Below are 20,148 nucleotides of genomic sequence, written 5' to 3'. Positions count from 1 at the left end.
ACCTAACTATCTACAGAACACAAAGAGTTTGCTATGGATGATCGAGGTCTGAACGACGCCGCCATTTTGCTGATGTCCCTGGGCGAGGAAGAGGCGGCCGAGGTTTTCAAGCACCTGTCGCCCAAGGAAGTGCAGAAGCTGGGTGAGACGATTGCCCGCATGCGCGGGGTGTCCAAGGAAAAAGTGGATTTCGTGATCGCGCGCTTCACCGACGACTGTGCTGCCCAGAGCCTGCTGGTCGAGGACGCCAGCGACTACGTCAAGTCGGTGCTGCGCCGTGCGCTGGGCGATGACAAGGCCGCGCTGCTGCTGGACCGCATCTTGCAGGGCGGGGATGTCTCGGGCATTGAAAGCCTGAAGTGGATGGACCCGATCTCGGTGGCGGAACTGCTGCGCAACGAACACCCGCAGATCGTGGCGGCCATCCTGGTGCACCTGGAGTTCGACCAGGCTGCCGCGGTGCTGATGCAGCTGCCCGAGCGCATGCGCAGCGAAGTGATGCTGCGCGTGGCCACGCTGGAAGGCATCCAGCCTTCGGCGCTGAAGGACCTGAACGAAGTGCTCTACAAGGTGCTGGCCGGTGGCGACAAGATCCGCAAGACCTCGCTGGGTGGTGTCAAGGCGGCGGCCGAGATGATCAACCTGCTGGGTGGCAATGCCGATGTGGCGGTGCTGGACACCATCCGCAACTACGACGCGGACCTGGCGCAGAAGATCATGGACAAGATGTTCGTGTTCGACGACCTGGTCAAGCTGGACGACCGCTCGCTGCAGCTGGTGCTGCGCGAGGTGGCGTCCGAGACGCTGATCATCTCGCTCAAGGGCGGCTCCATGGAAGTGCGCGACAAGATCCTGGCCAACATGTCCATGCGTGCGGCCGCTGCCCTGCGCGAAGACCTGGAAGCTCGCGGCCCCATGCGCTTGTCCGAGGTGGAGGCGCAGCAAAAGGAAATCCTCAAGGTGGTGCGTCGCTTGGCGGACGAGAACCAGATCACGCTGGGCGGTGGCCCAGAAGACAGCTTTGTCTAAGGCCAGTCCTTCGAAGTTCCAGTAGGTTGACATGACACGCTTTATTCCCAGCGAAGAGATTGACGAGCAGCAGGTGCGGCACTGGCACTTTGGTGGTGTCCGCAATGGCACCTTCAACAAAGGCTTTGCGGCCATGCCCGAGATGACCTCGGACCCCGCCTTGCTGCCCTTGGCCGAAGAGCCCGTGGCGGAGCCGCAGCCCGAGGAGCTGGAGGCCGCGCCCGTGCCCGAGCTGGAGCTCGACGATGTGCCCCTGCCGGTGCCTGGGATTTCCGAGGAAGAGCTGCAGCAGCAACTGGAACAGGCCCGCCAGGAGGCCTATGCCCAGGGCCTGGAGCAAGGCCAGCAGCAGGCGGCCCAGGAATGGCAGGCCCGCATGGCCGACTACCAGAACAACCTGGGCCGTGAAACGGCACAGCGCCTGAACGAGGTGCTGCATGCGGCACAGACCGGGGTGCAGGGTCTGCAGCAGCAAATGGCACCCGACTTGCTGCAGCTGGCCGTGGACATCGCGCGCCAGGTGGTGCGCCAGGAATTGCGCTGCAACCCCCAGGCCCTGCAGCCCGTGGTGGCCGAAGCCCTGGACATGCTGGGGGCCGACACCAAACCGGCCGTGGTGCGCCTGAATCCCGAGGATTTCCAGCAGCTGCAGGCCCACCTGCGCGCCGCCTTGCCCAATCCCAAGGTGGAATGGCTGTCCGACCCGACCGTGGCCAAGGGCGGTTGCCTGGTGGAAAGCCAGGGTGCACAGATCGATGGCAGCCTGGAGCGCCGCTGGCAGCGTGCCGTGGCGGCGCTGGGCCTGGTGTCGACCTGGTACGACGGTGGAGCCGGTCATGGCAATTGACCATTCGCACATCGGCGCCGCGGTGGCGCAGTTGCAGGACATGCTGCGGGTGGGGCGCGAGCGCGTGAACCAGCCGCTGCCCTTGCACAGCCACGGCACCTTGACGCGGCTGACCGGCCTGGTGCTCGAGGCCAGTGGTCTGCGCGTGCCCGTGGGCTCGCAATGCCACCTGCAGATGCCCGGTCAGGAGCCGGTGCTGGCCGAGGTCGTGGGCTTTGCCGGCGATCGGGCGTTCCTGATGCCGGCCGGCGACATCCAGGGCTTGTCGTGCGGGGCGACCGTCACGCCGGCCGAGCCGTTTGTGCCGCCCCTGCGCCTGGGGGATACCGAGGCGCCGTCCCTGGCAACGGGCGTGCTGCGCCTGCCCATGGGCGATGGCCTGCTGGGACGCGTGGTCGACTCGCAGGGTGTGGCGCTGGACCACGGCGGCGCGCTGGTGAACGTCGTGTCCGAGCCGTTGGACCGCGAGCCCATCAATGCCATGGAGCGCGCCCCGGTGCGCGAAAGCCTGGATACGGGCGTGCGGGCCATCAACAGCCTGCTGACCGTGGGGCGTGGACAGCGCCTGGGCCTTTTTGCCGGCTCGGGCGTGGGCAAGTCGGTGCTGCTGGGCATGATGGCGCGCTTCACCCAGGCCGACGTGATCGTCGTGGGCCTGATTGGTGAGCGCGGCCGCGAGGTCAAAGAATTCGTTGAGGACATCCTGGGTGCCCAAGACCGCAGCCGCGCGGTGGTGGTGGCGGCACCGGCCGATGCGCCGCCGCTGCTGCGCATGCAGGGGGCCACTTACGCCACGGCGATTGCCGAGCATTTCCGCGACAAGGGCAAGCATGTGCTGCTGCTCATGGATTCGCTGACCCGCTACGCCCAGGCCCAGCGGGAGATTGCGCTGGCGATTGGCGAGCCGCCCGCCACCAAGGGCTATCCGCCTTCCTGCTTTGCCAAGCTGCCGGCCCTGGTCGAGCGCAGTGGCAACGGCTTGAATGGCGTGGGTTCGATCACGGCCTTCTACACCGTGTTGTCCGAAGGGGATGACCAGCAGGACCCGATTGCGGACGCTTCGCGCGCCATCCTGGATGGCCACTACGTGCTGTCGCGTGCTTTGGCGGAGCAGGGGCACTACCCGGCCATCGATATTGAGCAGTCGGCCTCGCGGGTGATGCACAACGTCGTCAGCCGGGAGCACTTCGAGTTAGCTAGACGTTTTAGGGCCGTCTATTCGCGCTATCAAAAAAGCAAGGATTTGATACAAGTAGGAGCTTATGTCAACGGCTCCGATCCCCAGGTCGACGAGGCCATTCGCCTGCAACCGGCGATGGCCACGTTCCTGCAGCAGACCATGTTCGAGTCTGCTTCCATGGACGAGAGCCTGGCGCAAATGGCTGCTGTCCTGCAACAGCCGGCTTGAGATAACTAGAGGATGCTGGGAATGTCGTCACTCAATGCACTGATGATCGCGATCGAAATGGCCACGCGCAAGCGCGACGAGGCGCGCCAGGCCTTGCGTGAGCGTCAGCATGCCCACGATGCCGCCAGGTCCCAGATGGAGCAGCTGGAGCACTATGCCCTGGAAATGCAGCAGCGTTGGGGGGCGACCGAAGGGGCGGCGATGAAGCCCGAGGTGATGTTTCACCACGGCCAGTTCATGGACCGGCTGCAGCATGCCATCAACCTGCAAACCAAGGTGATGGCAGACCAGGCGATCCGCCTGGAAGCGGCGCAGAAGGCCTTGATGGCGACGGAGCTGCGCCTGAGCAGCCTGAACAAGGTGGTGGAGACCCGCCGCCGCGATATCGCGCTGGCGCAGATGCGCCGCGAGCAAAAGCAGACCGATGAGCGTGCGGCTCTGCAGTTCATCGGCCGCACGTTCGGCTTGCAGTTTCAAGAGGTCTGAGCATGGATATTCAAGCAGCGAACACGCCGGCCAAGGCGAAGGCCGCGGCCAGCGACAAGCAGGACAAGAGCAAGGTGGAAGACGGGCGTGAAGGGGCGCCCGCGTTTGCCCAGCTGTTGCTAGGCCTGCAGCCTCCCGCCGCGCTCGAAGCCCGGGCGGCGGCGCAGGACGTGCTGGAGGCCTGGCAGTTGCCGAGCGCCGAGCTCGTGCAGGCCGACAGCGCCGTGCTGCGCGACGGCTTGTCCATCGGCTTGGACCTGGGCAGCCTGGTGGGCCAGACGGCGCTGCTGGATGACCGTGCCGATGCGGCGCTGCAAAACGGCAGCTTTGTGCTGGCGCAGCAGGCGGCGGGCCGTGCCAGTCCTGCAGGTTGGGGGGCCCAGCCGCATGTGGCGGCAGGCCAGGCCGTGGCGACCGTCGCGGCCGGCGTGCAGTCGGCCCTGCCCTGGGTGGCGGACGGTAGTGCGGCGGCTGCGGTGGTCAAGGTGGCCACGGAAGCCGCAGGTCTGGTCGAGGACGGATTGCAGGCCGTGGCCGATCTGGTGCAGCCAGATACGCCAGCCTCCGAAGGGCGCGTTAATCTGCTGGGGGCCTGGAAACTGGAAGACCCGCAGGCCGTCCCCTCGCCAACGCTGCAACGCGTGATTGGTCAGGTGGAGCAGTGGGCGGTCGCGGGCGCAGGCCTGCAACCCAAGGCTACGGAGCGTGCCGAGGGCAGCAAGTCGGGGCAGGATGCGGTGGTGGGCATGTCCGCGGCGCAGGGCAGCGGCACCCGTTTGACCGAGAGCGCGGTGCGCGAGACCCAACAGGCCCAGGATGCGCAGTGGGAGGCCCAGGCCGACGTGCCGGTGGAAGACATGCGCTTTTGGCTGCAGGGCAAGCAACAGCGCGCCGAGGTGGTCCTGGACCATGATGGGCAGAACGTGCGGGTGCAGGTCTCCGTGCGCGGCAACGAAGCCCATGTGACTTTCCAGGCCGACCAGCAGCACACCCGGGCGGTGCTGGACAACAGCCTGGCGCAGTTGCGCGAGATGCTGGAGCAGCAGGGTGTGGCCTTGGCGGGGGTGTCCGTGCAGGCCCAGACCGCGGACGGGCAGCAGGCTGGCGCAGGCGCACAGGAGCGCGGCAATGCGTGGGCGCCGCAAGGGGCCGCACGCCATGCCCAGGTGGCAGTGCCCGACGCCGGGGGCAGCGGCGCGCAGCGCCCGCGCAGCCAGGGCCTGGACGTCTATGCCTGAGGGCGGCGTACGCCCGCTGCGGCGGGTGGCCGATTTGTTTGGCGGCTGTTTGAGCCTTTTATTCTGGCTATAATTTCCGGTTTCTCCAAAATAATTAACCCGTTGCGCGCAGATTGCGCGTGCACCGTTCCCGGGGACTGTCCCTGGCAAGGGTGAGCGAATTCACTATCTCCACCAAGGAACCACAACGTGGCCGCAACCAATCCTGCCGCCGCTCCGGCACCCGCCAAGAGCAAGAAACTGATCATCATCGGCGCCATCGTCGCCTTGCTTGTCGTGGCCGTCGCAGCAGTGGCACTCTTTGTCATGAACCGCTCACAGCACAGCGACCCCTATGGTGAAGAGGCGCCCGCCAAGAGCGCCGCGACCGTGGTGCCCACGTTCCTACCCCTGGAGAACATGGTGGTGAACCTGGCCGACCCCGGTGGTGACCGTTTTGCCCAGGTCGGCATCACGCTGGAGCTGCAGGACGAGGCCACCGCCACCACGGTCAAGCAGTACATGCCCAGCATCCGCAACGGCATCCTGATGCTGGTGTCCCAGCGGACAGCGGATGAACTGCTGCAACGCGAAGGCAAGGAAAAGCTGGCCTCTGACATTCTGCGCGAGGTCACCCGCCCACTGGGGATGAACGCGGCACGTCCCCAAGCCGCACAGGCCCAGGGCGATGAGGACGAGGCACGGCCCGCCGCCCGCCGCAGCAGCCCGGTGCGCCGTGTGCTGTTCTCCAGCTTCATCATCCAGTAAGCGCAAGGAAGTTTGGCATGAGTGATTCTTTTCTCTCGCAGGAAGAAGTTGATGCCCTGCTGGAGGGGGTAACGGGCGAGCGCCAGAAATCCGACTCCGAGGAGGTGGATGAAGGCTCGGTCCGCAACTACGACATTTCCAGCCAGGAGCGCATCGTGCGTGGGCGCATGCCCACCATGGAGATCGTCAACGAGCGCTTTGCCCGCAATTTCCGCATCGGCCTGTTCAACTTCATCCGCCGCAGCCCCGAAGTCTCGGTGGGCACGGTCAGCGTGCAGCGCTACAGTGCCTTCCTGCGCCGCCTGGCGGTGCCGACCAATTTCAACATTGTGGCCATCCGGCCGCTGCGCGGCAACGGCCTGATCGTGTGCGAGCCTTCGCTGGTGTTCGGCATCATCGACACGCTGTACGGCGGCGCCGGGCGCCTGCAGACCCGCATCGAGGGCCGCGACTTTTCGGCCACCGAGCAGCGCGTCATCAATCGCCTGGTCGATGTGATCAGCGAAGAGTACAAAAAGGCCTGGCATGGCATCTATCCGCTGGAGCTGGCCTACCAGCGCTCGGAAATGCAGCCGCAGTTTGCCAACATCGCCACCCCCAGCGAAATCGTGGTGTCGACCGCCTTCCAGCTGGAAATCGGCGACGTCTCGGGTTCCATCCATATCTGCATGCCGTATGCAACCATGGAACCCATCCGCGACATCCTGTACTCGTCCACCCAGGGCGACTCCATGGAAGTGGACCGCCGCTGGGTCAAGGTGCTGACGCGCGAAATCCAGTCGGCGGACGTGACCCTGGTGGCCGAGTTGGCCCGGGCCGATGCCACGGTGGAGCAACTGCTGGCCATGAAGCCGGGCGATTTCATCGAGCTGGATCGCCAGCCGCGTATCCGTGCCTCAATCGGCGGCGTGCCGATCTTTGAGTGCCAATACGGGACGCACAACAACAAATATGCAATCCGCATTGAGCAATGTTTGCGCAGTGGGGAATCGAACTGGACCGGAGAGAAGAATGGCAACTGACCAGAACAACAACGGCAGCGTCCCGGGGGATGATCCCTTCTCGGATTGGGCCGAGGCCCTGGAAGAGCAAAAGCAGACCGACGATGCCCACGCGGCGCTGGACGCCGAGCAAGGCGGCCCGCTGTCGGGCACGCCGGCCTACAACGGCGGGCACACGGGCACGGAAGTGCCGGTCAACGACATTAACATGGTGCTGGACATCCCCGTCCAGCTGTCCGTGGAGCTGGGCCGCACCAAGGTGCCGATCAAGTACATCCTGCAACTGGCCCAGGGCTCGGTGGTGGAACTGGACGCACTGGCTGGCGAACCCATGGACGTGCTGGTCAACGGCTACCTGATCGCCCAGGGCGAGGTGGTGGTTGTGAACGACAAGTTCGGTATCCGCCTGACCGACGTGGTCACCCCGTCCGAGCGTCTGCGCCGCGTCAGCCGTGGATAACGCCAGCCTGACCTCCTCGCTGCTGGCGCTGCTGTTGATGATCGGCGCCCTGGCGGCCTTGCCCTGGCTGCTCAAGCGCTGGCAACAACGCCAGCAGGGCCGGCACGCCGCCTCGGGCGTCAGCGCACAGGTGCTGGCTTCGGTGGCGGTGGGCCCCAACCAGCGGGTGGTCACGGTGGAAGTCGGGCAGGGCAGCACGAAGACCTGCCTGGTCCTGGGCGTGACGGCCCACAACATCCATTGCCTGCACGTGCTCGGTCAGCCGGCCGGTGCCCAGCCGGTGGCCGCGCCGCCGGACTTTGCCGTCACCATGGCACAGCTGCACAAAGACGAGCCAACCCCGCAACCATGAGAGAGCGCATGCGATTCAGCTTTCCCGTTCCCCGGGCGTCCTGGGGTGCTTTGGCCGCCGCTTTGGCGGCTTTTTGCTGGATGCCGGCCACCGTATGGGCGCAGTCAGCAGCGGCCCCCAGCCTGCCCCTCCTGGTGGGCAGCGGCAGTGGCGGCAACAGCTTTTCTGTGCCGATCCAGACCCTGCTGTTCTTCACGGCACTGTCCTTCCTGCCGGCCATCCTGCTGATGATGACGGGCTTCACCCGCATCGTGATCGTGCTGAGCCTGCTGCGCCAGGCGCTGGGCACGCAATCGGCGCCGCCCAACCAGGTGATCATCGGCCTGTCGCTGTTCCTGACGCTGTTTGTCATGGGCCCGACCCTGGACCGTGTCTACCAGGAGGCCTACCTGCCGTACAGCACCAACAAGATGCAGTTCGAGGAAGCGGTGCAAAAGGCCGAAGTCCCGATGCGGGAGTTCATGGTGCGCCAGACCCGCCAGACCGATTACGCCCTGTTTGCGCGGCTGGCCAAGCTGGAGCCTGGCACCCAGATCGAACAGGCGCCGTTCCGAGTGGTGGTGCCGGCGTTTGTGATCAGTGAACTCAAGACCGCGTTCCAGATCGGCTTCATGATCTTCATCCCGTTTCTGATCATCGACATGGTGGTGTCGTCCATCCTGATGTCGCTGGGCATGATGATGCTGTCGCCGGTGCTGGTGGCGCTGCCGTTCAAGATCATGCTGTTCGTGCTGGCCGATGGCTGGAACCTGCTGATCGGCTCGCTGGCTTCCAGCTTTGCCATTTAGACCTGAAAGGCTTGTGCCATGACCCCCCAAATGGTGCTGACGTTCGGGCGCGAGGCGCTCACGCTGCTGCTGATGGTGTCCTTGCCCGTGCTGCTGACCGTGCTGGCCGTGGGCCTGGTGGTCAGCATTTTCCAGGCGGTCACGCAGATCAATGAAAACACCTTGTCCTTCGTCCCCAAGCTGGTGGCGGCGGTGCTGGTGTTTGCCATTGCCGGGCCGTGGATGCTGAGCACGGTGGTGGACTTCATCCGCCGCACCATCGAGAACATTCCCAGTGCGCTGGGCTGAGGCGTGACCGGGGCACGGCGGTGATTGGAATTTCTGAAGAGCAGCTGATGGCGTGGCTGTCGCCCGTCATCTGGCCGTTTCTGCGCACGCTGGCCATGTTCACGGCCGCGCCCGTGTTTTCGCAGAAGGCCATCCCGGTGCGCGTCAAGGTGGGCCTGGCTTTCCTGGTGGCCGTGTGCGCCCAGGCGGTGCTCGATCAGCCCATGGTGGCGGTCAATTCGCCCCAGGCGCTGACCTGCGTGATCCAGCAGGTGGGCATTGGCCTGGCCATCGGCCTGGCCGCGCGCCTGGTGATCGCCGCCATGGAAGTGGCCGGCGAGGCCATCGGCCTGCAGATGGGCCTGAGCTTTGCCTCCTTCTTCGACCCGGCCAGCAATGCACAGCTCAGCGCGGTCTCGCGCTTTCTGGTGCAGATCTTCACCCTGTTCTTCATCGTGGTGAACGGCCACCTGTTCGTGCTGGTGGCGGTGATCAAGAGCTTCGACGTGTTCCCCGTCGACGGCTCGTTCTTGCAGGCCGTGGCGCAGATGCGCCTGCATGAGCTGGGCAGCGCCGTGTTCGAAAGCGCGCTGTGGATCGCCCTGCCGATGATGGCGCTGCTGCTGTTCGTCAACCTGACCATGGGCGTGATCGCGCGCATCGCCCCGCAGATGAACGTGTTTGCCATCGGCTTCCCGATCACCCTGACCGTGGGCATGCTGGGCATCACGGCCACCTTGCCGATGATGGAGCAGCCCTTCCTGCTGCTCATCGAGCGCGCCCTGTCGGTGTTCGGGGGCGGTTTTCTTTAGTTAAAAAGAAGAGCGGTTAGCGTTCGAATTTAAAGGGATTCAAGGTATTTACTATCTGAAGTCCTTTAAATTTGAGCGCTTCAAGCTATATTTTTATACAAGGCTGTTGCGGATGGCATAGACCGTCAGCTCGGCGTTGTTGCTCAGCTGCAGCTTTTCCAGCACCCGGGCGCGGTAGACGCTGACCGTCTTGGGGCTGAGCATCAGCTCCTCGGCAATGTCCGTCAGCCGCTTGCCGCTGGCAATCTTCTGCAGGGTCTGCATCTCGCGCTCGGACAGGGCCTCGTGCGGCACCTCGGGCGTGGGCTGGGCCAGGCTGTCCGCCAGCATCTGCGCCACCTCCGGGGTCAGGTACTTGCGCCCCTGGTGCACGGTGCGCACGGCGCGCACCAGCTCCAGCGGATCGCCGGCCTTGTTGGCATAGCCGTGGGCGCCAGCCTTCAGGCAGCGCAGCGCATACTGGTCCTCCGGGTACATGGACACCATCAACACCTTGATCTCGGGGTAGCTCTCGCGCACGCTGGCCAGCACTTCCAGCCCGTTGCGCCCCGGCATGTTGATGTCCAGCAGTAACACCTGGCAGGCCGCCTGGCGCAAGGTGTCGCGCAACTCGGTGTAGCCGGCGGCTTCGCCGATGACCCGAATGTCCGTGGCTTCGGCCAGCGTGTCGCGGATGCCGCGGCGCAAGACCGCGTGATCGTCGCAAATCACCACCTGAATCACTGTTGTCCCTCTGCGGTTGTCATGAAAGTGGGCCCATCTTACGGGAGCGGGATGGAGACGATGATGCTGGTGCCACGGCCGACCTGGCTGCTCACATCCAGCCACCCGCCCACCGTGCGCGCGCGCTCGGCCAGTCCGCGCAGGCCAAAGGCCTTGGGTTTGTCGCGCTGCCCGGCCGCCATCCCGCAGCCGTTGTCGCGCACTTCCAGGGTCAGAAACCCCTCGGCATTCGACAGCTCCAGGTGCACGGCGCTGGCCTGGGCGTATTTGCCGACGTTGGTCAGTGCCTCTTGCGCGGTGCGGTAGGCCACGACCTGGATCTCCGGTGTCACCTCGATGGACGCCGGCGCATCCACGCGCGTGGGCACGCCGGTGCGGCGCTCGAAGTTCTCGGCCAGCCATTGCACGGCGGCCACCAGCCCCTGGTCCAGCACCGGGGGGCGCAGGTTCATCATGATGCGCTGGCTGGCGCCCAGGGCGTGCTGCAGCATCTCCAGCGCCGCCTGGGCGTGGTTGCGCACCTGGGGCTCTGTCGCATTTCGGTCAATCCAGGCCAGGTCAAATTTGACGGAAGTCAAAGAACCACCGATGTCGTCATGGATCTCCCGGGCGATGGCCGCGCGCTCCTGCTCGATCGATTGCTGCAGGTGCTCGGTCAGTTCGGCCAGCTGGCGCTCGGAACGTTCCAGCTCCCGCCGCGCCTGTGCCTTGGCGCGGCGCGCCTCGTGCACCTCCAGGGCGCGCGACAGCACGTGCGGCAGGCGCGCCATGTTGTCCTTGAGCAGGTAGTCGGCAATCCCCTGGCGTATCGCTTCGACAGCAGCGGTTTCGCCGATCGCGCCGGACAGCAGGACAAACGGCGGGCACTGCGGCAGATGGCGCGCGGCGGCCCAGGCATCCATGGCCGTGAAGCCGGGCAGGTAATAGTCGGCCAGCACCAAATCGTAAGTTTGTGCTTGCAACTGGGTCAAGAAATCCGCCAATGTGTCGACACACACCATATGGCAGGCCAATCCTGCGCGTTGCAAGGTGATCTGTGCCAACCGCTGATCCGCTGCTGAATCCTCGAGGTGGAGGAAAAGCAGGGGCTTATCCGTTGGATCAGGTTCCCCGATGGGCGCTATCATTGGATACATCTTGGAACAAACTTTCGGGGGGTTGAATCCTTCGTGCCACAGGCAAACGCATGTTGGGCCAGCATGCTAGAGGTTCACCCATCTTGGAGAAACGATGCAACCACCGCAAACACCGTCTGCAGAACCTGCTGTGCAGGTGCCTGTCATGGTTGCTGCCGAATTACAGGATTCGCTGCTGGTCGTCATGCGTGACCTGCATCGCCTGGAAGGGTTGCTCAATCATGCCACGTCCAATTTGCTTGCGCGATTTGGCGAGGCCAACGTCCTGCTGTCGGACAATGCGGCAGACGACTCCCCCACTGTGGTGGCCGCGCGCGCGGCGCTGCGCAATGCCGTCACCGAGCTGCAGTTTCACGATATGGCGTCCCAGCTGATCGTGCACACCACCCAGGTGCTGCAGGGCTGCGCTTTCCGCATTGCTGCCGAGACCATGGGGCGCGAGGATGAGGAGTTGGAGGCCCCCGTGATGGCGATGCAACCTGAGCGGCCCAATCCTGTGACCCAAAGCGAGATGGATGCTGGTTCAATAGAGCTGTTTTGACCCATCCCCCAAGTCTGATCCATTCACATCTTAAAACTCCGTTGGAGCCTTACATGCACTCGATCCTAGCCGTTGATGATTCACCATCCATGCGAAAAATGGTCTCCTTCACATTGACAGGGGCTGGCTACAAGGTGGTGGAGGCGGTGGACGGCATGGACGCCCTGGAGAAGGCGGAAGCGCAGCATGTGGACCTGATCCTGGCGGACCAGAACATGCCGCGCCTGGACGGCATCGGCCTGACCAAGCGCCTGCGCGAGCATCCACGGTTCAAGAACACGCCCATCCTGATCCTGACCACGGAGTCCAGCGACCAGATGAAGCAAGCAGGCAAGGCCGCCGGTGCGACCGGCTGGCTGGTCAAGCCATTCGACCCCAACCGCTTGATCGAAGTGATACAGAAGGTGATTCGCTAAAGACGAGTTCGTGCGGAAGCTGAGAAAAAGATAGGAACCCAAATGGCGGATACACACAACGGCGGATCAGAGACGGATTTCGATCTGACCCAGTTCTACCAAATCTTCTTCGAAGAGGCGGGGGAGAACCTCGACCAGATGGAGCAGATGCTGCTGAATCTGGACTTGGATGCAGCCAATGACGAAGAGCTCAACGGCATTTTCCGTTGTGCCCACTCGATCAAGGGGGGATCGGCGACCTTCGGTTTCACCGACGTGGCCGAGCTGACGCACAAGATGGAGTCGCTGCTGGACCGTTTGCGCCGCCATGAAATCACCCCGGTGCCGGAAATGGTGGATGTGCTGCTGGAATCGGCGGATGCCTCGCGCAGCCTGCTGGCGCGCCACCAGGCGGGCGGCGAGGGCGAGGCCATGTCCACCGCCGATCTGGTGCAGCGCATCACGCGGCTGGCTGCCGGCGATGGCGCCGCGGCCGTGGTGGCGGCGCCTGCCCCGGTGGTCGCACCCGTGGCGCCGGCCCCTGCACCCGCTCCGGCCCCCGTCGCAGCACCCGCCCCAGTGGCGGCTGCCGTGCCGGGCGGCGTGCGCCACCTGCGCATCAAGATCGGCCCGGTCGAGGTGCTGGAGTCCGTCGAATCCATCAAGGAGCTGTTCCGCGACATCCCCGGCCTGGGCAGCATCGAGGACCTGCCTTGCGACGAAGCCCAGACACGGCTGTTCGCGGTGCAGACCCATTCCACCGATGACGACCTGCTGGACCTGATGGCCTTCCATGTGGCCAAGGAACAGGTGCAGATCACCGAACAGGGCGCATCCGCGCTGGTGGCTGCCTCCGCCGCCGCCGCAGTTGAAACTACAGACGTGGCAGAGACTGTGGCGGTGGTGCACCAGCCCGCTGCCTTGCCGGACACCGAGGCCTACGGCATCTTTGAAGGCGCGCCCGGTGCGCCCGCCCTCAAGCCGGTGGCCGCAGCGGCCAAGACCACCACGCGCCCGAACATGGCGCAGATGGAGTCCACCAGCATCCGCGTGGAAGTGAAGAAGGTGGACCAGCTGATCAACCTGGCCGGTGAGCTGGTGATCATCCAGGCGATGCTGGCGCAGAACAGCCGCGCGCTGGATCCGTCGGCCAACCAGCAGTTGCTGGCAGGACTGGCCGATCTGGACCGCAACACCCGGGACCTGCAGGAAGCGGTGATGTCGATCCGCATGATCCCGATGTCCACCGTGTTCAGCCGCTTCCCGCGCATGCTGCGCGATCTGGCCAACAAGCTGGGCAAGAAGATCAACCTGGTCACCCAGGGCGAGGCGACCGAGCTGGACAAGGGCCTGGTGGAAAAGATCACCGACCCCTTGACCCACTTGGTGCGCAACAGTCTGGACCACGGCATCGAAATGCCGGAAGACCGGATTGCCGCCGGCAAGTCCGAAGTGGGGACCCTGACCCTGGCAGCGTCGCACCAGGGCGGCTCCATCGTCATCGAGGTGCGTGACGACGGCAAGGGCATGAGCCGCGAGAAGATCCTCAAGAAGGCCCGCGAGCGTGGCATGGACGTCTCGGACAGCATGTCGGACAACGAGGTGTGGATGCTGATCTTCGCGCCCGGCTTCTCCACCGCCGACGTGGTGACCGACGTGTCGGGCCGTGGCGTGGGCATGGACGTGGTGCGCAAGAACATCGCCGCGCTCAACGGCTCAGTGGAAATCGACTCCGTGCAGGGCGTGGGCATGCGGGTGTCCATCCGCTTGCCACTGACCCTGGCCATCATGGACGGCATGTCCGTGGGGGTGGGCGAAGAGGTCTACATCCTGCCGCTGTCCTCGGTGGTCGAGTCGTTCCAGGTGAACGCAGCCGACGTCAGCACCGTGGCCCAGGGCTCGCAGCTGGTGAAGGTGCGCGACGAGTACATGCCGGTGATCGAGCTGGAGCGGGTGTTCGGCGTGCCGCGCACACCGGAGAGCAAGCGCAGCGACATCATGGTGGTGGTCGAGTCCGACGGTTCGCGCGTGGCGCTGCTGGTGGATGAGCTGCTGGGCCAGCACCAGGTGGTGGTGAAGAACCTGGAGAGCAACTACCGCAAGGTGCCGAATGTGTCGGGCGCCACCATCCTGGGCGATGGCACGGTGGCCCTGATTTTGGACACCAGCAGTCTGGTGCGCCGTACCCGTTGAAGTGAAGGCATGGCCGGCGCGTGCATGGAGCCTGCGCCGGTCCGAGCAACCAATTTTTTGCGCAGGGGCGTCATGCTGACGCCCACCGCTTGAGGAGAAAGCAATGAACATCATGGGAAAGAACGCGGAAAGCAAGGCATCCGGTGCCCGCGAATACCTGACCTTCCGCCTGGGGGCGGAAGAGTACGGCATCGACATCCTGAAGGTGCAGGAAATCCGTGGCTACGAGCAGCCCACGCGCATTGCGAACGCTCCGGAGTTCATCAAGGGCGTCGTGAACCTGCGCGGCACCATCGTGCCCATCGTGGACATGCGCCTGAAGTTCAATTGCTCCGAGGTCGAGTACAACAGCTTCACCGTGGTCATCATCCTGAACCTGCGCAACCGCGTGGTCGGCATCGTGGTGGACTCTGTCAGTGACGTGATGGAGCTGGCGCCGGAAGCCATCCGTCCCGCACCGGACATCGAAAGCGCCATCGACAACGGCTGCATCCTGGGCCTGGGCTCGGTGGGCGAGCGCATGCTGATCCTGCTGGACATCGAGAAACTGATGTCCAACGTCGACATGGGGTTGGTGGCGCCCGCGGAGTAAGCCGCGTGCGCAGATTCGCCTGTCCAGCCCGCCTCTCTGGTGGGCTGTTCATTTTTGGTGGCACTGTGGCCATGGTGTGAGCCTGGGCTTCTCTCTCTTTTCTCATGCGTCAAGATTCCTCCTCCGCTTCTGTTTCGGGCTCCGGCCCAGCCGCCCAAGGGCGGGAGTTCGCATGGACTTCGGCGGATTTCAGCCGGGTGCAAGCGCTGATCTACAAGCATGCCGGCATCAGCCTGCACGATGGCAAGCACGCCATGGTCTACAGCCGCCTGTCGCGGCGCCTGCGGGAAACCGGCCATGAAAGCTTTGACGACTACCTGTCGTGGCTGGAAAAGCAGGGCGATGCGCGCGAGTGGCAGGAGTTCGTGAATGCGCTGACCACCAATCTGACGGCTTTCTTCCGTGAGCAGCACCACTTCGACATCCTGGCGCAGCACCTCAAGAGCAAGCCGGCCGGCACGCCCTGGCGCGTCTGGTGCAATGCCGCCTCGACCGGCGAGGAGCCGTACTCGATCGTGCTCACGGCCCAGGAAACGCTGGGCGCGAACGCCAACTTCAAGCTCACGGCCAGCGACATCGACTCCAAGGTGCTGGCCACGGCCTCCAACGGCATCTACCGGATGGAGAACGTCAAGAACCTGAGCCAGGAGCGCCTGCAGCGCTTTTTCATGCGCGGCAAGGCCAGCAATGCCGGCATGGTGCGCGTCAAGCCCGAGCTGCGCCGCATGATCGACTTCCTGCAGGTCAATCTGATCCGCGACGATTGGCCCTTCAAGGAGCCGTTCGACATCGTGTTCTGCCGCAATGTCATGATCTACTTCGATGCACCCACCCAGCGCAAGGTGCTGGAGCGCATCCACCGCGTGATGAAGCCCGGTGGCATGCTGTTTGTGGGGCATGCGGAAAACTTCACCGATTCCCGTGACCTGTTCGTGCTGCGTGGCAAGACGGTGTACGAGCGGATCTGAATGCAGGCCTGCCATATGTTTTGCCGTTCCATGATCACGAGGGTGCGCTTATGAACACAACACCGCATGGATGGAACCACGCAGCCCCGGTTGCCACACGCAGTGCGGGGGTACCGGCCACGGCGCCGCAGGCGGCACTGGAGCGTTTGCGCCAGCGCCCGCGCAAGCCGGGGGAGGCCTCGTTTTTTTATTACGATCACCATTTCCAATACAACGCGGTCAAGGTGTTGCCCGGCGAGTATTTCGTGACCGGCGAGAACATGGTGATCTGCACGGTGCTGGGGGCCTGCATTGCGGCCTGCCTGTGGGACCGCAACCTGAACATCGGTGGCATGAACCATTTCATGCTGCCCGAGGGCGACAGCAACGATGTCAGTGGCCGTTATGGCTCGTACGCGATGGAAGTGCTGATCAATGAAATGATCAAGCTGGGTGCCCGGCGTGAGAGCATGCAGGCCAAGATTTTTGGGGGCGGCCAGGTGATGGCCAACTTCACCACCATGAATGTCGGGGAACGCAACACCGATTTCGTGACCCAATACCTGCATACCGAGCGCATTCCCATCGTGTCGGAAGATGTGCTGGACATTTATCCGCGCAAAGTGGTCTATTTCCCCATGACCGGCAAAGCCATGGTCAAGCGACTGGCCCATGCCCACCCCGAAGCCCTGGTGGAGCAAGAGCGTGCACGCGGCAGCGCGGCGCAGCTGGCCAAGACCAATGCCGGTGGTAGCGTGGACCTGTTTTGAGAGAGGTTGAAGAAGAATGAACCGGAAGATTCGGGTGATTGTGGTCGACGACTCGGCGCTGGTGCGCAGTCTGCTGGCCGAAATCATCAATCGTCAGCACGACATGGAGTGCATCGGAACGGCCAACGACCCCCTGGTGGCGCGCGAGATGATCCGTGAAAAGAACCCCGATGTGATCACCCTGGACATCGAAATGCCCAAGATGGACGGCATCGACTTCCTGGGCCGCATCATGCGCCTGCGCCCCATGCCAGTGCTGATGATCTCCACGCTGACCGAGCGCGGCGCCGAAGTCACCATGCGTGCGCTGGAGCTGGGCGCGGTCGACTTTGTCTCCAAGCCGCGCGTGGGCGTGGCCAACGGCCTGACCCAGTTGTCCAACGAGATCGTCGAGAAGATCCGCATTGCCGCCACGGCCCACGTGCACCGCATGGTCAAGCCGGCCGCGGCGGCGGCCGCACCGGCCGGCACCGATGCCGCAGGGGCGCCGGCCGCGGCCAAGCCGCCGGTCAGCAGTGCCACCTTGCTGGGCCGGGTGTCCACGGAAAAGCTGATCGCCATCGGGGCGTCCACCGGCGGCACCGAGGCCATCAAGGAAGTGCTGACCCAGATGCCGGCCGATGCGCCGGCCATCGTCATCACGCAGCACATGCCCCCCGGCTTCACCACCAGCTTTGCCGCGCGCCTGAACAGCCTGTGCCAGATCACGGTGAAGGAAGCCACGCACGGCGAGTGCATCCTGCCCGGCCACGCCTACATCGCCCCCGGTGGCAAGCAGTTCGCCATCAGCCGCAGCGGCGCCAACTACGTGGCCGTGGTGGATGAGCAGGCCCCGCCGGTCAACCGCCACAAGCCCTCGGTGGAGGTGCTGTTCAAGTCCGTGGCGCAGTTTGCCGGGCGCAATGCCTTTGGCGTCATGCTGACCGGCATGGGCGCCGATGGCGCCGTGGCCATGCGCGAGATGAAGGACGCGGGCAGCTACAACTACGTGCAGGACGAGGCCAGCTGCATCGTCTTCGGCATGCCGCGCGAAGCCATCGCCCATGGAGCGGCCGATGAGGTGCTGCCGCTGACGCAGATCGCCCACGCGCTGCTGGGCAAGCTGCGTGCCTCGCCGGACGTGCGCCACCGCATTTAAGGACTTCCATAAAAAAAAAGGAGCTGCCAGCGCCTTTCCGACAAGGACTTCAGATGGTTTTCTATCTGAAGTCCTTTGTTTTTTTGCGCAGACAGCTCCTTTTTTGAAGGGAGCAATCAGCTGGACAGCAATTCCCAGCGTTCCAGCGCCTGCATCAGCGCTTCCTCAATCTCGCCATCGCGGGCATGCAACTGCATGGCGCGGACGTTGTCGTTGGCATAGATGCTGGGGTCGTCCAGCTCCTGCCGGATGCGGGCCTGCTCGTCTTCCAGCGATGCAATCAGGTCGGGCAGCTGCTCCAGCTCGCGCTGCTCCTTGTAGCTCAGCTTGCGCTTGGCGCCCGACAGTACCGCCTTGTCCTTGGCAGCGTCCTCCTTGGCGGGGGCTGGCGCCTTGGTGGCGCTCTGCTTGGCTGCTTGCTCGGCCAGCTCGCGGCTGCGCTTGGATTGCAGCAGCCAGTCCTGTACGCCCCCTTCGTACTCGCGCCACAGACCGTCACCTTCGGCGGCGATGGTGCTGGTGACCACGTTGTCCAGGAAGGTCCGGTCATGGCTGACCAGGAACACCGTGCCGTCGTACTGCTGCAAAAGTTCTTCCAGCAATTCCAGTGTGTCGATGTCCAGGTCGTTGGTCGGCTCGTCCAGCACCAGCACATTCGCAGGCCGCGCAAACAGGCGGGCCAGCAGCAAGCGGTTGCGCTCGCCACCGGACAGCGATCGCACGGGGGAGTGCGCCCGCGCGGGCGAGAACAGGAAATCCTGCAAATAACTTTTCACATGCTTCTTGTTGCCGCCGATTTCGATCCATTCGCTGCCTGGGCTGATGAAGTCCTCCAACGTGGCATCCAGATCGATCTGGTGGCGCATCTGGTCGAAGTAGGCGACCTGCAGGTTGGCCCCGCGGCGGATGGTGCCGCTGTCGGCCTCCAGCTCACCCAGGATCATCTTCAGCAAGGTGGTCTTGCCGGCGCCGTTCGGGCCGATCAGCCCCACCTTGTCGCCACGCAGCACCGTGCCGGTGAAGTTCTTGACAATCGTCCTGGCGCCAAAGGACTTGGACACACCTTCCAGCTCCGCCACGATCTTGCCCTGGTAGCTGCTGTCCTTGCCGCTGGCAATGTCCATCTTCACGCTGCCCAGCGCCTCGCGCCGGGCCTCGCGGTTGGCACGCAGCCCCTTCAGGCGTTCGATGCGGCTCTGGCTGCGGGTGCGCCGGGCTTCCACCCCCTTGCGGATCCACACCTCTTCCTGGGCCAGCAGCTTGTCGGCCTTGGCGTTGATCACCGCTTCCTGCTGCAGCTGTTCTTCCTTTTGCAGCAGGTACTGGGCAAAGTTGCCGGGGTAGGACTGCAGGTGACCGCGGTCCAGCTCCACAATGCGGGTGGCAATCCGGTCCAGGAACGCCCGGTCGTGGGTGATGGTGACCACGCTGCCCTTGAAGTCGATCAGCAAATCCTCCAGCCACTCGATCGAATCCAGATCCAGGTGGTTGGTCGGCTCGTCCAGCAGCAGCACGTCCGGCTTCAGCACCAGCGCCTGGGCCAGTGCCACGCGCTTGCGGGTGCCGCCCGACAGGCTGCCGACCAGCGCCTGGCCATCCAGGTGCAGGCGCTGCAAGGTCTCCTCCACGCGTTGTTCCCAGTTCCAGGCATCCTGCGCCTCAATCTGGGACTGCAGCGCATCCAGGTCCACACCGTCGGCCCCCGACAGATACTGGTCGCGCAACTGCGCAATCGCCGCCAGCTCTTCTGCGGCGGACTGGAACACCGTGTGCTCGGGATTCAGGTCGGGCTCCTGCGGCACATACGCAATGCGCACGCCGTTCTGCACCTGCAGCGTGCCATCGTCGGCATGCGCCAGGCCGCCCAATATTTTCAACAGGGAAGACTTGCCCGCACCGTTGCGGCCAATCAGCCCGATGCGCTCGTTCGTTTCCAGCGCTAGGCTGGCGTGATCCAGCAAGGCCACGTGCCCAAACGCAAGCTGGGCGTCCAATAAGGTAATCAATGCCATGGTGTGCGCATTATCCAAGGCGGCAGCGCCCAGCGCTGCCGCAACCCTGACCATCTGGATGGTCAGGGTTGAAAAAATCTTTTCCAAAACCAGGGCCAAGCAGTGCTATAGTTCGCCTCCTTGCTTCAAGGGTGGTGGTTTGCCGCCAAGTTCTGAAAAAAATTTTGCAGCGGTTTGCGCAGACAGCTCAAATCGATGTACAATGCAAGTCTTCGCCAGCAAGTGCTGCTGACGGAATTTCTGAAAAAATTTCAGAAATGCATGAT

23 protein-coding genes are annotated in these 20,148 nt (G+C 64.1%); 20 read left to right on the top strand and 3 right to left on the bottom strand.

Annotation, left to right across the window (positions count from 1 at the left end):
• Window positions 1-33: 33 nt before the first annotated feature.
• The 12 genes from fliG (at window position 34) to fliR (ending at window position 9,435) form a co-directional block, all read left to right on the top strand.
• A complete protein-coding gene (gene fliG / locus CA2_RS05475; RefSeq protein WP_042413549.1) occupies window positions 34-1,029 on the top strand; it encodes a flagellar motor switch protein FliG in 996 nt (331 codons plus the stop codon).
• A gap of 31 nt (window positions 1,030-1,060) precedes the next feature.
• Window positions 1,061-1,876, top strand: a complete 816-nt coding sequence (locus CA2_RS05470; protein WP_042413547.1) for a FliH/SctL family protein — start codon at window positions 1,061-1,063, stop codon at window positions 1,874-1,876.
• A 40-nt stretch (window positions 1,877-1,916) separates the two neighbouring features.
• Window positions 1,917-3,284, top strand: coding sequence for a flagellar protein export ATPase FliI (gene fliI, locus CA2_RS05465; RefSeq protein WP_197504879.1), 1,368 nt, complete (start codon window positions 1,917-1,919; stop codon window positions 3,282-3,284).
• A gap of 21 nt (window positions 3,285-3,305) precedes the next feature.
• Window positions 3,306-3,770 carry a flagellar export protein FliJ gene (gene fliJ, locus CA2_RS05460; RefSeq protein WP_042413541.1) on the top strand — a complete coding sequence of 155 codons (465 nt, stop codon included), beginning with the start codon at window positions 3,306-3,308 and terminating at the stop codon, window positions 3,768-3,770.
• 2 nt (window positions 3,771-3,772) lie between these two features.
• Window positions 3,773-5,008: a flagellar hook-length control protein FliK gene (locus CA2_RS05455; RefSeq protein ID WP_042413538.1), complete on the top strand. Its 1,236-nt coding sequence runs from the start codon at window positions 3,773-3,775 to the stop codon at window positions 5,006-5,008.
• A gap of 189 nt (window positions 5,009-5,197) precedes the next feature.
• The gene (locus CA2_RS05450; protein WP_042413535.1) at window positions 5,198-5,755 is read left to right on the top strand and encodes a flagellar basal body-associated FliL family protein; all 558 of its coding nucleotides are present in this window, start codon (window positions 5,198-5,200) and stop codon (window positions 5,753-5,755) included.
• A gap of 17 nt (window positions 5,756-5,772) precedes the next feature.
• Window positions 5,773-6,777 carry a flagellar motor switch protein FliM gene (gene fliM, locus CA2_RS05445; RefSeq protein WP_042413532.1) on the top strand — a complete coding sequence of 335 codons (1,005 nt, stop codon included), beginning with the start codon at window positions 5,773-5,775 and terminating at the stop codon, window positions 6,775-6,777.
• Window positions 6,767-7,216: a flagellar motor switch protein FliN gene (fliN, locus tag CA2_RS05440; protein ID WP_042413529.1), complete on the top strand. Its 450-nt coding sequence runs from the start codon at window positions 6,767-6,769 to the stop codon at window positions 7,214-7,216. Before fliM ends, fliN begins: the two co-directional genes overlap by 11 nt.
• A complete protein-coding gene (locus tag CA2_RS05435) occupies window positions 7,209-7,568 on the top strand; it encodes a FliO/MopB family protein (RefSeq protein WP_245620889.1) in 360 nt (119 codons plus the stop codon). The genes fliN and CA2_RS05435 overlap by 8 nt, the downstream gene beginning before the upstream one ends.
• Window positions 7,569-7,576: 8 nt before the next feature.
• Window positions 7,577-8,356: a flagellar type III secretion system pore protein FliP gene (fliP, locus tag CA2_RS05430; RefSeq protein ID WP_042413810.1), complete on the top strand. Its 780-nt coding sequence runs from the start codon at window positions 7,577-7,579 to the stop codon at window positions 8,354-8,356.
• An 18-nt stretch (window positions 8,357-8,374) separates the two neighbouring features.
• On the top strand, window positions 8,375-8,644 hold the full coding sequence (gene fliQ, locus CA2_RS05425) for a flagellar biosynthesis protein FliQ (RefSeq protein WP_042413524.1): 270 nt from the start codon (window positions 8,375-8,377) through the stop codon (window positions 8,642-8,644).
• Window positions 8,645-8,664: 20 nt separating this feature from the next.
• Window positions 8,665-9,435: a flagellar biosynthetic protein FliR gene (fliR, locus tag CA2_RS05420; protein ID WP_042413521.1), complete on the top strand. Its 771-nt coding sequence runs from the start codon at window positions 8,665-8,667 to the stop codon at window positions 9,433-9,435.
• A 93-nt stretch (window positions 9,436-9,528) separates the two neighbouring features.
• On the opposite strand, the gene CA2_RS05415 is transcribed toward fliR, so the two are convergent.
• Window positions 9,529-10,158: a response regulator gene (locus CA2_RS05415; RefSeq protein WP_042413517.1), complete on the bottom strand. Its 630-nt coding sequence runs from the start codon at window positions 10,156-10,158 to the stop codon at window positions 9,529-9,531.
• 38 nt (window positions 10,159-10,196) lie between these two features.
• Entirely contained in the window at window positions 10,197-11,285 is a 1,089-nt protein-coding gene (locus CA2_RS05410; protein WP_042413512.1) for a hybrid sensor histidine kinase/response regulator, read from the bottom strand.
• A 103-nt stretch (window positions 11,286-11,388) separates the two neighbouring features.
• On the opposite strand from CA2_RS05410, the gene CA2_RS05405 reads away from it, so the two are divergent.
• The 7 genes from CA2_RS05405 (at window position 11,389) to CA2_RS05375 (ending at window position 17,870) form a co-directional block, all read left to right on the top strand.
• The gene (locus CA2_RS05405) at window positions 11,389-11,835 is read left to right on the top strand and encodes a hypothetical protein (RefSeq protein WP_042413509.1); all 447 of its coding nucleotides are present in this window, start codon (window positions 11,389-11,391) and stop codon (window positions 11,833-11,835) included.
• Window positions 11,836-11,888: 53 nt separating this feature from the next.
• Window positions 11,889-12,251 (top strand): response regulator, encoded by a 363-nt coding sequence (locus CA2_RS05400; protein WP_042413506.1) that lies wholly within the window; start codon window positions 11,889-11,891, stop codon window positions 12,249-12,251.
• A 42-nt stretch (window positions 12,252-12,293) separates the two neighbouring features.
• Window positions 12,294-14,423 carry a chemotaxis protein CheW gene (locus CA2_RS05395; protein WP_042413503.1) on the top strand — a complete coding sequence of 710 codons (2,130 nt, stop codon included), beginning with the start codon at window positions 12,294-12,296 and terminating at the stop codon, window positions 14,421-14,423.
• 103 nt (window positions 14,424-14,526) lie between these two features.
• A complete protein-coding gene (locus CA2_RS05390; protein ID WP_042413500.1) occupies window positions 14,527-15,015 on the top strand; it encodes a chemotaxis protein CheW in 489 nt (162 codons plus the stop codon).
• A 104-nt stretch (window positions 15,016-15,119) separates the two neighbouring features.
• Window positions 15,120-15,983 (top strand): CheR family methyltransferase, encoded by an 864-nt coding sequence (locus tag CA2_RS05385; RefSeq protein WP_042413498.1) that lies wholly within the window; start codon window positions 15,120-15,122, stop codon window positions 15,981-15,983.
• Between the two features lie 50 nt (window positions 15,984-16,033).
• Window positions 16,034-16,732 carry a chemoreceptor glutamine deamidase CheD gene (gene cheD, locus CA2_RS05380; RefSeq protein WP_042413495.1) on the top strand — a complete coding sequence of 233 codons (699 nt, stop codon included), beginning with the start codon at window positions 16,034-16,036 and terminating at the stop codon, window positions 16,730-16,732.
• A 16-nt stretch (window positions 16,733-16,748) separates the two neighbouring features.
• Window positions 16,749-17,870 carry a protein-glutamate methylesterase/protein-glutamine glutaminase gene (locus CA2_RS05375; protein ID WP_042413492.1) on the top strand — a complete coding sequence of 374 codons (1,122 nt, stop codon included), beginning with the start codon at window positions 16,749-16,751 and terminating at the stop codon, window positions 17,868-17,870.
• Between the two features lie 116 nt (window positions 17,871-17,986).
• Here the strand turns inward: CA2_RS05375 and abc-f are convergent, their stop codons facing one another.
• Entirely contained in the window at window positions 17,987-19,882 is a 1,896-nt protein-coding gene (gene abc-f, locus CA2_RS05370) for a ribosomal protection-like ABC-F family protein (protein WP_042413807.1), read from the bottom strand.
• Between the two features lie 68 nt (window positions 19,883-19,950).
• Between abc-f and CA2_RS18375 the strand changes: the two genes are divergently transcribed.
• Window positions 19,951-20,148 (top strand): hypothetical protein (locus tag CA2_RS18375; protein WP_217997625.1); only part of this gene is annotated, 198 nt, incomplete at its 3' end.

The sequence above is a fragment of the Comamonas aquatica NBRC 14918 genome (assembly GCF_000739875.1).
GTDB classification, from domain to species: Bacteria; Pseudomonadota; Gammaproteobacteria; order Burkholderiales; family Burkholderiaceae_C; genus Comamonas; species Comamonas aquatica.
The sequence above is the reverse complement of the archived record's forward strand: the minus strand, read 5'-3'. Positions and strand labels throughout refer to the sequence as shown.